This is a genomic window from Micromonospora acroterricola (assembly GCF_003172955.1).
GTDB classification, from domain to species: Bacteria; Actinomycetota; Actinomycetes; order Mycobacteriales; family Micromonosporaceae; genus Micromonospora; species Micromonospora acroterricola.
Genome location: NZ_QGKR01000229.1, coordinates 22,571 through 36,389, shown reverse-complemented (window position 1 = coordinate 36,389; position 13,819 = coordinate 22,571). Strand labels below are relative to the sequence as shown.

Here is a 13,819-nt window from a genome sequence, read left to right as displayed (position 1 = left end):
AAGGCACAAAGCCAGTCAGGCCAAGAGTCACGTCCACTACTGCCGACCATCAGCCCATCACCTCCGGGCCAACCCGGCCAGCCTCACAGTCAGTCCAGGCGGGTGGCGCCGGGGGCGGGGAGGACCGGGACGGTGCCGGGTGCGGTGAAGCCACGCTCGGCGTACGCGGCGGTCACGGCGGCGGCGACGGCGTCGACCCGGTCCGCCTCCACCAGGGCGAGGACACAGCCGCCGAAGCCTCCGCCGGTCATCCGGGCGCCCAGCGCGCCGGCCTCCAGCGAGGCCTCCACCGCCGTGTCGATCTCGGGCACGGTGATCTCGAAGTCGTCGCGCATCGAGACGTGCGAGGCGGTGAGGAGCGGGCCGATGTCCCGGACCCGGCCGGCGCGCAGCAGCGCCACCGTGTCCAGCACGCGCTGGTCCTCGGTGACCACGTGCCGGACCCGCCGCCGGGTCTCCTCGTCGTCGAGCCGGGCCAGCGCGGTGTCGAGCTGGTCGACGGCAACGTCGCGCAGGGCGGGGACGCCGAGCGTCTTGGCCGCGGCCTCGCAGGACCGGCGGCGGGCGGCGTACTCGCCGTCGGCGTGCCGGTGCGGCGCCCGGCTGTCGATGACCAGCACGGCCAGCCCGGCGGCGTCCAGGTCGAACGGGATGTGCTCGACGGACTCGTCGCGGCAGTCGAGGAAGAGGGCGTGCCCGGAACGGCAGCGGATCACCGCCGACTGATCCATGATCCCGGTCGGCGCGCCGACGTAGACGTTCTCGGCCCGCTGCGCCAACCGGGGCTGCCGCTCGGCGGGCAACTCCAGCCCGCCCAGGTCGAGCAGCGCGGCGAGCACGGCCGACTCCAGCGCCGCCGAGGAGGAGAGCCCGGAGCCCAGCGGCACGTCGGAGGCGATGGCCAGCCGGGCGCCCGGCACCGGGTGGCCGGCCTCGCGCAGGGCCCAGACGACCCCCGCGACGTACGCGCCCCAGCCGGTGACCCGGCCCGGCTCGGCGATGTCGTCCGCGCCGAAGCTGATCGTCTCGTCGGAGAGCTCGGACCAGACCGTCCAGCGGTCGCCATCCTGCCGGTCGGCGGCGACGACGGTGCGCAGTGGCAGCGCGAAGGGCAGCACGAACCCGTCGTTGTAGTCGGTGTGTTCGCCGATCAGGTTCACGCGCCCGGGAGCCGCCCAGCGGCCGGCGGCGCGGTCGCCGTACTGGGAGGTGAAGCCGGCGGCGGCCCGCTCGGCGACGTCACCGGTGGCGTGGGTCATGACTTCCCCAGGATCTGCGTGCGGTAGAAGGCCCAGGCGTCCCCGACCATGTCGTGCAGGGTCGGCTTCTGCGGCACCCAGCCCAGCTCGTCACGGGCCAGCGCGGAGGAGGCGACCAGTTCGGCCGGGTCGCCCTCGCGGCGGGGCGCCACCTCGACCGGCAGCGGGTGCCCGGTGACCTCGCGGACCACGTCGACCACCTGCCGGTTGGTGAAGCCGTTGCCGTTGCCCAGGTTGTAGATCCGGTGCTGGCCGGCGGTGGCGGCGTCCAGCGCCAGCAGGTGGGCCCGGGCCAGGTCGGCGACGTGGATGTAGTCCCGGACGCAGGTGCCGTCCAGCGTGGGGTAGTCGTCGCCGAAGAGCTGGAGCTTCTCCCGCCTGCCTGCGGCGACCTCCAGCGCGATCGGGATCAGGTGGGTCTCCGGGTCGTGCCGTTCGCCGAGCACGACGTCGCCGGCGAGGTGCGCGCCGGCCACGTTGAAGTAGCGCAGCGACACGGCGGCCAGCCCGTGCGCGATCGCCTCGGAGGTGAGCGCCATGTCGACGGCGAGCTTGGTGGCGCCGTACGTGTTGGTGGGCGCCTTGACCGCGGTCTCCGGGATCGGCAGCTCGGCGGGGTTGCCGTAGACGGCGGCGGTGGAGGAGAAGACCATGCGCGGCACCCCGGCGGCCCGGACCGCGTCGATCAGGGCGAGCGTGCCGACGGTGTTGGTCTGCCAGTACAGCTCGGGCTTGACCATCGACTCGCCGGCGGCGATCAGGGCGGCGAAGTGCAGCACGCCGTCGAAGCCGGCGTCGGGCGTGATGACCCGGGCGGCGTCGTGGATGGACGCCTCGACGTGCGTCGCGTCCGGTGCGAGCGCCTCGCGGTGGCCGGTGCGCAGGTCGTCCAGGACGACCACCTCGTGGCCCGCGTCGAGCAGCATCCGGGTCACCACGCTGCCGATGAAGCCGGCGCCCCCGGTGACGAGCAGTTTCACGTCGTTGCCTCCTGCCTGGCCCGCCCGGGACGGGGCCTTCCGGTGATCACCCTACGGCGGCGGGCGGTACCCCGGCCGATCACGCCGCCAACCCCATTCCATCATAATCTCTCACGATTAAACAGAGCCGAACATCTGCCCGGCCGTGCGCGATCCCCGGTGCGGCGGGCCCGCGGTGTCTACCATCTCTGTCATGCGGGAAGTGGCCCGTACCGGGCTTCGGCGACGCGCGCGGGGGCGACCTCGCCGCGACCCCGGCCCGCTCGCCCGGGCCGTCGCCCGGGTGCTGGTCCGCGCCGCCGACGGCGCTACCCGCCTCGTCACCGACCTGCTCGGCACCGGTCCGGCGGCCGGCCGGGAACGCATCTCCGAGGCCGAGCTGCGCGACCTGGTCGCGGCGAACACCCTGCTCGACCCGGATGAGCGGCGCATCATCGACGAGGTCCTGGTGGCCGGCGCCAGCCTGGTCCGCGAGGTGATGATGCCCCGCACCGAGGTGGTCTTCCTGCCCGCCCGGCTGACCATCGCCGAGGCCGCCCGGCTGGTCCGCGCCGAGACGCACACCCGCTACCCGGTCACCGACGGCACCCACGACGACGTGGTCGGCTTCGTGCACCTGCGTGACGTGCTGATGCGCCCGGACGCCGACCCGTGCGCCACCGTCGGCGAGCTCGCCCGTGAGGTGAAGCGGCTGCCCGGCAGCAAGCGGGTGCTGCCCGCGCTGACCGAGATGCGCCGGGAGGGCCAACACCTGGCGGTGGTGGTCGACGAGTACGGCGGCACCGCCGGGATCGTCACGCTGGAAGACCTGATCGAGGAGCTGATCGGCGAGATCCACGACGAGTACGACGTCGTGCCGGACCCGGTGCACGCCGGCCTTCCCGCTGTGGTCGACGGCCGGCTCAACCTGGCCGACTTCGCCGAGCGGACCGGCGTGGTGCTGCCGGCCGGGCCGTACGAGACGGTCGCCGGTTTCGTGATGGCCGCGCTGGGCCGGCTGCCGGTGGCCGGCGACGAGGTACCGGTGCCGGGCGAGCCGGCCGAGGCCGACGTACCCGATCCGGCCGACCCGCCCGGCGGTTGGTTGCTGCGGGTGCTGGCGCTCGACGGACGCCGGGTGGCCCGACTCGCCGTCTCCGCCGTGCGGGTGCCGGAGCAACGCCGCGATGCCGGCGCGGGGCAGACGCCGGAGGCTGGTACCGAACCGGCGCGGGAGGCCGTCGCCGGGCTGCCGCCCGGGGCCGCCGTCGCGCCGTCCCGCCGTGTCGGCGCGGCGGAACCGCACGAGGTCAACGCCCCGACACCGGCGGGCCGCGGCCGACCCGCCGGCCCGTCATGACGGACCGCGTTGCTTGCTGACAGAATTATCGCCATGTCCGACGTTCCCGCCCGCCCCCGCGTCTTCTCCGGCATCCAGCCGACGGCCGACTCGTTCCACCTCGGCAACTACCTGGGCGCGGTGCGGCACTGGGTGGCCCTGCAGGAAACCCATGACGCGTTCTACTGCGTGGTGGACCTGCACGCCATCACGGCGGGGCACGACCCGGCGCTCCTGCGCCAGCGAACCCGGGTGGCCGCCGCCCAGCTCTTCGCGGTCGGGCTCGACCCGGAGCGCAGCACCCTCTTCGTGCAGTCGCAGGTGCCCGAGCACCCGCAGCTGGCCTGGGTGCTCGGCTGCGTCACCGGCTTCGGCGAGGCCAGCCGGATGACGCAGTTCAAGGACAAGTCGCAGAAGCAGGGCAACGAGCGGGCCAGCGTCGGCCTGTTCACCTACCCGATCCTGCAGGCCGCCGACATCCTGCTCTACCAGGCCAACGCCGTGCCCGTCGGCGAGGACCAGCGTCAGCACCTGGAGCTCTCCCGGGATCTGGCCCAGCGGTTCAACTCGCTGTTCGGGCCGACGTTCACGGTGCCCGCGCCGCACATCGTCAAGGACACCGCGAAGATCACCGACCTGCAGGACCCGACCGCGAAGATGTCCAAGTCGTCGTCCTCGCCGGCCGGCATCATCGACCTGCTGGAGGACCCGGCCCGCTCGGCGAAGAAGATCCGCTCGGCGGTGACCGACACCGGCCGGGAGATCGTCTTCGACGCCGAGACCAAGCCGGGCGTGTCCAACCTGCTGACCATCCACTCGGCCCTCAGCGGGCGCGGCATCGACGAGCTGGTGGCCGCGTACGCCGGGCGGGGCTACGGCGACCTCAAGAAGGAGCTGGCCGAGGTGGTCGCGGAGTTCGTCCGCCCGATCCAGCAACGCACCAGCACCTACCTCGACGACCCGGCCCAGCTGGACAAGCTGCTCGCCGCCGGTGCGGAGAAGGCCCGGGCGGTGGCCGGGGCGACGCTGCGGTCCGCGTACGAGCGGGTCGGGTTCTTCCCGCCGGTGCGCGGCGAATAGCGCCGCGGGACAGGTGGGCGGTTCGGTGGCCGAAGGGGCGGCGCGGAGCGTGGATCGCAGTGGTGGGGTGCCGCCGACCGGTGACACCATCCAGATCGGCATCGCGGTGGACATCCCCGAGCCGTGGGGGTCCCAGCTCACCCGGCGGCGGGTCGAGGCCGGTGACCCGCTGGCCGTGCCCGCGCACGTGACGCTGCTCGGGCCCACCGAGATCCCGACGGCCATCCTGCCGGCCGTCGAGCGGCACCTCGCCAGCGTCGCCGCCGCGCACCTGCCGTTCGCGCTGCACCTGCGGGGCACCGGCACGTTCCGTCCGGTGACCCAGGTGGTGTTCGTCGCGGTCGCCGCCGGGATCAGCGAGTGCGAACTGTTGGCGGCCGCCATCGCGGCGACGCCGGGCCTGCACCGCCAGACGCGCTTCCCGTACCATCCGCACGTCACCGTGGCGCAGGACGTCGCGCCGGAGGCGCTGGACAAGGCGTACGAGGATCTGGCCGACTTCTCCGCGATGTTCGAGGTCGAGGCGTTCACGCTGTTCTCGCACAGCGGGGAGGCCCGGTGGCAGCCGCGTCGGGATTTCCGCCTCGGCCGCTGACCGGCGACGCGCCGCTCGGCGAGCATCGGAAGCCGGTTGCCACCACGGCGGCGGGAGATCGGCGAGGATGACCGCGTGAACGTGATCGGCCGGATCGAGGCGGGCATCGACCGCTGGGTGAGCGCCGCGCGCTGCCGGTCGGGGCTCTTCGACCACGTGTGGCGGGCCGGTGCGCTCTACGCCGAGGTGCTGGCCGGGCGGCTGGCGGCGGCGATCGCCTACTACGGCTTCTTCGCGGTGTTCGCCCTCGCGCTGGTCGCGTACTCCATCTTCGGCGCGATCCTCGAGGACAACGACGAGGTGAGCGAGGCGGCGGCCGGGTTCCTGAAGGAGAACCTGCCGTTCCTGGACGCGGAGCAGATTTCCAACTCCAGCGGCACGGTCGGCGTGGTCGGCCTCGTCATCCTGGTGTTCACCGGGATCGGCTGGGTGGAGGCGATCCGCTCGTCGCAGCGGTTGATGTACCGGCTCAACCAGCAGCCCGGCAACCTGGTGATCCGGCGGCTGGTCGACCTGGGCGTGATGATCGGCGTCTTCGTGCTGCTGGGCGTCTCGGTGGCGGCGGTGGACGCGCTGGAGTCGCTGCTGCGCTTCCTGCTGCGCAGCACCGGCTCGGTCGGGCTCACCACGATCAGCGCCGTGCTCAGCGTGCTCATCAACGGGGTGCTCGCCACCGCGCTGCTGCTCGCGGTGCCCCGGCTGCGGATGAGCCGGTCCCGGCTGCGCCCGGTGGTGGTGCTGGTCGCCATCGGCATCACGCTGCTCAACACGGTCGGGCGGTACTACGTCGTGCGTACCGAGCGGAACCCGGCGTACACCGTGGTGGCTGGCGCCGTCGGCCTGCTGCTCTACCTCTATCTGCTCAACCAGCTCGTGCTGTTCGGGGCGGCGCTCCTCGCGACCAGCCCGCGCGGGCGGGTGGTGGACCTGGCGGAGGGCGCGCCGCCGGCGAAACTCGACGAGGACACCGACCCCGGCACACCGGGCGGCGCGGGCTGATGGCGGAAGATGTGCAGGTGCTGATCTCGGTCGACCCGGACTCGTCGGTGCCGCCCTACGAGCAGGTGCGCGGGCAGCTCGCCGAGCTGGTCGGCGACGGCCGGTTGCCGGTGGGCAGCCGTCTGCCCACCGTCCGGCAGCTCGCCGCCGACCTGCGGCTGGCGGCGAACACGGTGGCCCGGGCGTACCGGGAGCTGGAGGCGGCGGGGCTGCTGGAGACCCGGGGGCGCAACGGCACCTTCGTCGCCCCCGGCCGGGACGACGCCGTCGACCGGCTGCACCGGGCGGCGGTCGGCTACGCGGCCGAGGCGGCCCGGCTCGGTGTGCCGCCCGCCACCGCGCTCGCCCTGGTCCGCGCCGCCCTGGACGCCGCCCGCCCCGGCTGACCGGCCCCTGATCGGGCGGTAACTGAGAAGAACGGCATCCGCGCTCGCGTTGGCGGACCAGAATGAGCCGGTGGGCGCACTCATGACACTGGACCTGCCGGCCGACTCGCCGATGCTCGGCCTGCCGTGGATCATCACCTTCGGGCCGCTCGGCGACCTTGACGACTGGGAGCCGGTGGTCTGCGGGCCGTACGAGCGGCCGCACGCGTTGGCGCTGGCTGAGGCGGTGGTGGCCGACGAGCAGCTGATGGCCGTGGTGGAGCCGCTGCTGCCGGCGCTGTCGGCCGACGAGATCCGCAGCGAGATCGCCGCCGCGCAGGTCGCCGCCGAGGATGAGGCCAGCAAGGTCGAGGGGGCGGACCTGTACGGCGACTTCGAGGACGTGATCGACGAGGAGTTGGACGCCGCGGCGGACGAGGCGGGCCACGGCGAGCCCTCGGAGCCGCCGGACGAGGCCGAGGTACGCGCCGGCTTCACCCGGATCGCGGCGCTGCTCACCGCGAAGTGAGCGGCGCCGGCGGAGGGGAGCCCACGATGCCGGTGCGGTCAGCGGGTGGGTGCGGCGTCCAGCACACAGAACTCGTTGCCCTCGGGGTCGGCGAGCACCGTGAACTGCTCGGTCCCGCTCTGTCCCACGTCGACGTGCCGGGCGCCGAGCCCGATCAGCCGCCGTACCTCGGCCTGCGGGTCACCGTCGGCGACCAGGTCGAGGTGCAACCGGTTCTTGCCCCGCTTGGTCGTGCCGGAGCCCTGCAACCAGACGGTGGGCGCCATGGCGGACGGCTGGCCCGGCGGCCAGAGCTTGGCGCTGCCGTCGTCGCCCTGCTCGATCTCGTAGCCGAGGGCCGCCGACCAGAACGCGACCATCAGGTCCACGTCCTCGACGTCGACCGTGCACTGGGCCATCCGTACGACCATGGGGGTCACCTCCACTGCGCGGATGGCCTGTGCGGTACCCGCGCCAGCGACGGAGTACACCTCGGCGCGGACGGACACCGGCGCCGCGCGGAGCGGACTCCACGTGGCGCCGGTGCACCTCACCCCCCACCACAAGGGGCCGGTAGCCCAGTCGCCCGTTGGCGCGGGGCACGACGGACGACCAGGTCGCTGAGGGGTTACCCGCTCAGCGCCGTTCCAACCAGGCTGCCGCGTCGACCGGCAGCAGGTGGCCGGCGTCCTGCCCGGTGAGCGCCTCGCTGGCGACGAGCGGTTCGCCGTACCCCTCGATCAGGACCGGTGCGCCGCTGAGGTTGACCACGCAGGTCAGCACGCTCGGGCCGGCGGTGCGGGAGAAGGCGAGCACGCCCGGCCCGCTCTCCAGCCAGGTCACGCCACCGGCGTCGACGCCCAGCGCCGGGTGCGTGTGCCGGATCCGCAGCGCGGCCCGGTACAGCTCGAGCGTCGAGCCGGGCACGCCGGTCTGCGCGGTGACCGACAGGGCCCGCCAGGTCGCCGGCGCGGGCAGCCAGCTCAGCTCGCTGCCGGCCGGGCCGAAGCCGTACGGGGCAAGCTCGCCGCTCCACGGGATGGGCACCCGGCAGCCGTCCCGACTCTCGCCGGTGCGCAGGAACGCCGGGTCCTGGCGCAGCTCGTCGGGCAGGTCGAGCACCTCGGGCAGGCCCAGCTCCTCGCCCTGGTAGAGGTAGGCGCAGCCGGGCAGGGCGAGCATCAGCAGGCTGGCGGCGCGGGCGCGGCGCAGGCCCTCGTCGCCGTCGCCGTAGCGGGTGACGTGCCGCTGCTTGTCGTGGTTGGACAGCACCCAGGTGGTGGGCGCACCGACCACGGTCGACTCGGCCAGCGCGGTGTCGATCACCTTGCGGAACGAGTCGGCCGACCAGGTGGCGTCGAGGAAGTCGAAGCTGAAGGCCTGGTGCAGCTCGTCCGGGCCGATGTAGCGGGCCAGCCGCTGCGGGGTCTCGGCCCACGCCTCGGCGACCGCCATCCGGCCACCGGGGTAGCTGTCCAGGATGGGCCGCCAGGCGCGGTAGATCTCGTGCACCTCGTCCTGGTCGAAGTAGGGCAGCCGGCCCTTGCCCAGCAGCTCGACCTGGCGCTGGCCGGTGGTCGTGGTGCTGAAGCCGACGTCCGGCAGCCCCTCGGCCTTGATCATGCCGTGGGCCACGTCGATCCGGAAGCCGTCCACTCCCCGGTCGAGCCAGAACCGCAGCACGTCCTCGAACTCGGCGCGGACCTCGGGGTGGCGCCAGTTCAGGTCCGGCTGGGCCGGGTCGAACAGGTGCAGGTACCACTCGCCGTCCGCGACCCGGGTCCAGGCTGGACCACCGAAGATGCTCTCCCAGTCGTTCGGCGGCTGCTCGCCGTGCGCGCCCCGGCCCTCGGCGAAGAGGTAGCGGGCCCGCTCCGGCGAGCCGGGGCCGGCCGCGAGGGCGGCGGTGAACCAGCGGTGCGCGCTGGAGGTGTGGTTGGGCACCAGGTCGACGATGATCCGCAGGCCGAGGGTGTGTGCGTCGGTGATCATCGCGTCGAAGTCGGCGAGGGTGCCGAACATCGGGTCGACGTCCCGGTAGTCGGCGACGTCGTACCCGCCGTCGACCATGGGGGAGGTGTAGAAGGGGGTCAGCCAGAGCGCGTCCACCCCGAGGTCGCGCAGGTACGGCAGGCGCTGCCGGATGCCCTGGAGGTCGCCCGTGCCGTCGCCGTCGCTGTCGGCGAAGCTGCGGACGTAGACCTGGTAGACGACCGCGGAGCGCCACCAGTCGTCGTCGGCGGGGCGGGGCGGAGTGGCGGTGCTGGCGGTCATCGGTCGGCGTTCCCCGTCTGTCTCGGGCCCGGTGCGGTGGCACCCGGCGCGGTGCGCCCGGTGGCCCGCGCGGGTGTCTGAGCAATATGCCGGCCGGGCGCTGCAAGAGTCAAGCAGTTCTTGCGCAAGGTATGACCGCCCTTGCTGTCGCAGTTGGCGGCGAGCGACGGTGCGCCCGCGCTCGTGACGTCGGTTGCGGCGGCGTTCAGGCGGAGACGGCCAGCGCCGACGAGCCCGGCCGGCGCCGGTTCGACCCGGCCGGCGCGACCGCGGTGGAGCCGCGCACGACCAGCTCGGGGCGGAACAGGTACTCCGAGTGCGGTGCGCCGTGCCCGTTGATCTCGTCGACCAGGGCCCGGACGGCGGCCACCGCCATCGCGATCACGGGCTGCCGCATGGTGGTCAGGGGCGGGTCGGTGAAGGCCATCAGCGGCGAGTCGTCGTAGCCGACCACGGAGAGGTCGCCGGGAACGGTCAGCCCGCGCTGGCGGGCGGCCCGGATCGCGCCGAGCGCCATCAGGTCCGAGCCGCACACCATGCCGGTCACCCCCCGGTCCAGCAGCCTGCCGGCCGCGGCCTCGCCACCCTCCACACCGAACAGCGACAGCTCGGCCAGGGGGCCCAGGTCGGCCTCGGCGACGCCGGCCAGGCGGGTCATCGCGGAGCGCCAGCCGGCGACCTTGCGCTGGACCGGAACGAACCGGTCCGGGCCGGTGATCAGGCCGATCCGGCGGTGGCCGAGCGCGACCAGGTGGGCCACCGCCAGCTCGGCGGCCTCCCGGTCGTCGCAGGAGACGAAGGGCGCGCCGATGCCGGGCACGTACCCGTTGATCATCACGACGGGCAGCGGCCGGGCGAGCAGTGCCCGGTAGCGGTCGTGGTTGGCGGCGGTGTCGGCGTGCAGGCCGGAGACGAAGACGATCCCGGAGACCTGCCGGTCGAGCAGCATCTCGACGTACTCGTCCTCGGTGACGCCGCCGGCGGTCTGGGTGCAGAGCACCGGGGTGAACCCGCTCTGCGCCAGCGTCGACTCGATGACCTGGGCGAAGGCGGGGAAGATCGGGTTGTCCAGCTCCGGCACCACCAGGCCGACCAGCCCGGCGCTGCGCTTGCGCAGCCGGGCGGGGCGCTCGTAGCCGAGCACGTCGAGGGCGGTGAGGACGGCCTGCCGGGTCTCCGCGGCCACGCCGGGGCGGTCGTTGAGCACCCGCGACACCGTGGCCTCGCTGACTTCGGCCTGCTGGGCGATGTCGGACAGTCGAGCGCGCATGGCGGCACTTTAGCCCACCGGCAAGTTCTTGCGGGGCGCTCTGCAAGCCCTTCCATTATCTGCAACCTCTTGCTAACGTCCCCGCAACATGCGAGAGCAGCGGCGCAGCATCGATGCGCCGGTTGGCAAGAACTTCCAGAGCTTCCCACTGGCGGGCCACCCTTCCCCCGGCGGACCCGCCATGACGACAGGAGTACCGATGCGCATCCGTACCGCGGGTGTGGTCGCCCTCTTCGCCCTGGCGCTCGCCGCCTCCGGCTGTGGTGGCGACAGCGACGAGCCGGCCGCGAAGGAGTCCCCCAAGGCCGCCGGCGGCAAACTGGTGATCTGGGCGGACGACAAGCGGACCGCCGCCCTGAAGCCGTTCGCCGAGAAGTTCGGCCAGGAGAACGGCGTCACCGTCGAGGTCCAGGCCGTCAGCAAGGACCTGCAGACCAACTTCGTCACCGCGTCGCAGCAGGGCAGCGGCCCCGACGTGGTGGTCGGCGCGCACGACTGGATCGGCAACCTGGTCCAGAACGGCGCCATCGACCCCGTGCAGCTGTCGGCCGAGCAGAAGAGCGGCTTCAACGAGACCGCCATCAAGGCGGTCACCTTCAACGGACAGCTCTACGGCGTGCCGTACGCGCAGGAGAACCTGGCGCTGATCCGCAACACCGAGCTGGCCCCCGAGGCGCCGAAGACCATTGAGGACCTGGTCGCCACCGGCAAGCAGCTCAAGGCGTCGAAGAAGGCCACCGAGACGCTCTGCCTCCAGGTCGGCCAGAACGGCGACGCGTACCACATCTACCCGCTGTACACCTCGGCCGGCGGCTACCTCTTCGGCACCGGCGCCAACGGCGACTACGACCCGAAGGACCTCGGCGTGGGCAAGCCCGCGTCGGTCGAGGCGTTCAAGAAGATCGGCGCGCTGGGCGAGAAGGGCGCGGGCGTGCTCAAGCGCTCCATCTCGGACACCAACTCGATCGCCACCTTCACCGGCAAGAAGTGCGCCTACCTAATCTCCGGCCCGTGGGCGGTGGCCGACGTCAAGAAGGCCTCCATCAGGTACGACATCTCCGCCATCCCCGGCTTCGCAGGCGGCAAGGAGGCCCAGCCGTTCGTGGGTGTGCAGGCGTTCTACGTCGCCGCGAAGGGCAAGAACAAGGCGCTGGCCCAGGAGTTCGTGGCCAACTACACCACGACCCCCGAGCTGGCTGTCGCGCTGTACAACGCCGAGCCCCGGCCGCCGGCGCTGACCGCCGCTCTCGACCAGGTCAAGGGCAGTGACCCGGACCTCGCCAAGTTCCAGGAGGCCGGCAGGAACGGCCAGGTGCTCCCGGCCATCCCGGCCATGGCCGCGATCTGGGACCCGTTCGGCAAGGCCGAGGCCGCCGTCATCGGGGGCGCCGACCCGACCAGCACCATCACCGCCGCCGGCAAGACCATCTCCGGCCAGATCAAGTAATGAGTACGCCGCTGTCCGGCCCGGGGTCTGCCACGCAGGCCCCGGGCCGGGGGCCCGTCGGCTCCCGTGCCGCGCGTGACCACGCGCCGATCACCCTGACCGGCCTCGCCGGCAAGGTGCTCCTGCTCGGCCTGACCGCCGGTGTCGCGGTCTGGGCGGCCTTCCCGCTCATCGACGGCCGGAAGTGGGCCGGCCTGGCCCTGCTGGCGGCGACCACCGCCGCACTGTTCTACCTCTACCTCACCCGCCGGCACATCCCGGCCAAGTACCTGGTCCCGGGCACCCTGTTCCTGATCGCCTTCCAGGTCTTCCCGGTGCTGTACACGGCCAGCACCGCCTTCACCAACTTCGGCGACGGGCACCGGGGCAGCAAGGACGAGGCGATCGTCGCGATCCAGTCCTCCTCGGTCACCCAGGTGCCCGGCTCCGCCGAGTACGCCCTGTCGATCGCCACCAAGGGTGACCCGTCCACCGGACCGCTGGTCTTCCTGGTCACCGACCCCGCCACCGGCACGGTGTCCGCCGGTGACACCGACGGGCTGCGGCGGCTCGACGCCGCCGACGTCACGGTCGCCCCGGGCGGCAAGGTCACCGCCGCCGACGGCTACACGGTGCTGAACTTCGGCCAGGCCAGCGCCCGCAGCAAGGAGATCACCGACCTGGTGGTGCCCACCGCCGGCGGCGCCCTGCGCTCCAGCGGCCTGTCCCGCGCCTACGAGGGCAAGGCGGTGCGGGCGTACGAGGTTGGCTGCGACTGTGTCCGAGACACCGGGACGGGGCAGACCTGGACCGCCAACGACGAGGTGGGCGCGTTCGTCGCCGCCGACGGCGAGCGGCTCACCCAGGGCTGGAAGGTCAACGTCGGGCTGAGCAACTTCACCCGGGTGCTGACCGACGAGACCATCTCCGGGCCGTTCCTCGGCACCCTGATCTGGAACTTCGCCTTCGCCATCGGCTCCACCGGCGGCACGTTCCTGCTCGGCATGCTGATCGCGCTCGTGCTGCACTCGCCCCGGATGCGCGGCACCAACCTCTACCGCTTGCTGCTGGTCCTGCCGTACGCCATGCCGTCGTTCGCGATGCTGCTGGCGTGGCGTGACATGTTCAACGCCGACTTCGGCCTGATCAACAACCTCTTCGGGCTGGACGTGGACTGGTTCGGGCAGCCGTGGACGGCGCGTTTCGCGGTCATCCTGGTGCAGCTCTGGCTCGGCTACCCGTACATGTTCCTGGTGGCGACCGGCGCGTTGCAGGCCATCCCGCGCGAGCTGACCGAGGCGACCTCGGTCGACGGGGCCTCGCCCTGGCAGTCCTTCCGCGCGGTCACCCTGCCGCTGCTGCTGGTCGCTCTCTCCCCGCTGCTGATCTCGTCGTTCGCGTACAACTTCAACAACTTCAACGCGATCTACCTGACCACCGAGGGCGCGCCGTTCCCGGCCGACAACCCGACGAACGGCGCCACCGACCTGCTGATCACGTACACCTACCGGCTGGCCTTCGGCGGACAGGGCGCGGAGTTCGGCTTCGCCGCCGCCATCTCGCTGTTCATCTTCGCCATCGTCGCGGTGGTCTCCACGGTCAGCTTCCGGCGGACCCGCAAGCAGGAGGAGGTGTACTCGTGACCACGCTCACCGGGGCCGCGCGGACCGGCGACACGGCGGGCCGCCCGCCCGCGACCAACCGCAACGTCACCGGCCGGCGGCGCAACCGCTGGTTCGCCCAGG

At 72.7% G+C, this 13,819-nt stretch carries 12 protein-coding genes and 1 pseudogene; 8 read left to right on the top strand and 5 right to left on the bottom strand.

Going from position 1 to position 13,819, the window contains the following annotated elements; all coding sequences use genetic code 11:
* Positions 1–89: 89 nt before the first annotated feature.
* Both galK and galE read right to left on the bottom strand, forming a co-directional pair.
* On the bottom strand, positions 90–1,259 hold the full coding sequence (gene galK / locus DKT68_RS20205) for a galactokinase (protein ID WP_109818964.1): 1,170 nt from the start codon (positions 1,257–1,259) through the stop codon (positions 90–92).
* A complete protein-coding gene (gene galE / locus DKT68_RS20200; RefSeq protein ID WP_109818963.1) occupies positions 1,256–2,239 on the bottom strand; it encodes a UDP-glucose 4-epimerase GalE in 984 nt (327 codons plus the stop codon). Before galE ends, galK begins: the two co-directional genes overlap by 4 nt.
* 193 nt (positions 2,240–2,432) lie before the next feature.
* On the opposite strand from galE, the pseudogene DKT68_RS20195 reads away from it, so the two are divergent.
* The 6 genes and pseudogenes from DKT68_RS20195 to DKT68_RS20170 all read left to right on the top strand — a co-directional run.
* Positions 2,433–3,416, top strand: a pseudogene (locus DKT68_RS20195) (hemolysin family protein); the annotation flags it as partial.
* Between the two features lie 195 nt (positions 3,417–3,611).
* Positions 3,612–4,637, top strand: coding sequence for a tryptophan--tRNA ligase (gene trpS / locus DKT68_RS20190; protein ID WP_109818961.1), 1,026 nt, complete (start codon positions 3,612–3,614; stop codon positions 4,635–4,637).
* A 25-nt stretch (positions 4,638–4,662) separates the two neighbouring features.
* Complete coding sequence (locus DKT68_RS20185; RefSeq protein WP_236646991.1) at positions 4,663–5,232, top strand: 2'-5' RNA ligase family protein; 570 nt, start codon at positions 4,663–4,665, stop codon at positions 5,230–5,232.
* A gap of 75 nt (positions 5,233–5,307) precedes the next feature.
* Entirely contained in the window at positions 5,308–6,231 is a 924-nt protein-coding gene (locus DKT68_RS20180) for a YihY/virulence factor BrkB family protein (protein ID WP_109818959.1), read from the top strand.
* Positions 6,232–6,248: 17 nt separating this feature from the next.
* Entirely contained in the window at positions 6,249–6,617 is a 369-nt protein-coding gene (locus DKT68_RS20175; RefSeq protein ID WP_407940770.1) for a GntR family transcriptional regulator, read from the top strand.
* A gap of 70 nt (positions 6,618–6,687) precedes the next feature.
* Positions 6,688–7,125 carry a hypothetical protein gene (locus DKT68_RS20170; protein ID WP_109818958.1) on the top strand — a complete coding sequence of 146 codons (438 nt, stop codon included), beginning with the start codon at positions 6,688–6,690 and terminating at the stop codon, positions 7,123–7,125.
* 38 nt (positions 7,126–7,163) lie between these two features.
* Here DKT68_RS20170 and DKT68_RS20165 read toward each other — a convergent pair whose 3' ends face one another.
* The 3 genes from DKT68_RS20165 to DKT68_RS20155 all read right to left on the bottom strand — a co-directional run bounded on the left by DKT68_RS20165 (position 7,164) and on the right by DKT68_RS20155 (position 10,648).
* A complete protein-coding gene (locus DKT68_RS20165) occupies positions 7,164–7,535 on the bottom strand; it encodes a VOC family protein (protein WP_109818967.1) in 372 nt (123 codons plus the stop codon).
* Between the two features lie 205 nt (positions 7,536–7,740).
* Positions 7,741–9,378: a glycoside hydrolase family 13 protein gene (locus tag DKT68_RS20160; protein WP_109818957.1), complete on the bottom strand. Its 1,638-nt coding sequence runs from the start codon at positions 9,376–9,378 to the stop codon at positions 7,741–7,743.
* A 205-nt stretch (positions 9,379–9,583) separates the two neighbouring features.
* A complete protein-coding gene (locus tag DKT68_RS20155) occupies positions 9,584–10,648 on the bottom strand; it encodes a LacI family DNA-binding transcriptional regulator (RefSeq protein WP_109818956.1) in 1,065 nt (354 codons plus the stop codon).
* Between the two features lie 199 nt (positions 10,649–10,847).
* On the opposite strand from DKT68_RS20155, the gene DKT68_RS20150 reads away from it, so the two are divergent.
* Both DKT68_RS20150 and DKT68_RS20145 read left to right on the top strand, forming a co-directional pair.
* Entirely contained in the window at positions 10,848–12,095 is a 1,248-nt protein-coding gene (locus tag DKT68_RS20150; RefSeq protein WP_109818955.1) for a sugar ABC transporter substrate-binding protein, read from the top strand.
* Positions 12,095–13,717: an ABC transporter permease subunit gene (locus DKT68_RS20145; protein ID WP_109818954.1), complete on the top strand. Its 1,623-nt coding sequence runs from the start codon at positions 12,095–12,097 to the stop codon at positions 13,715–13,717. Before DKT68_RS20150 ends, DKT68_RS20145 begins: the two co-directional genes overlap by 1 nt.
* Positions 13,718–13,819: the final 102 nt, after the last annotated feature.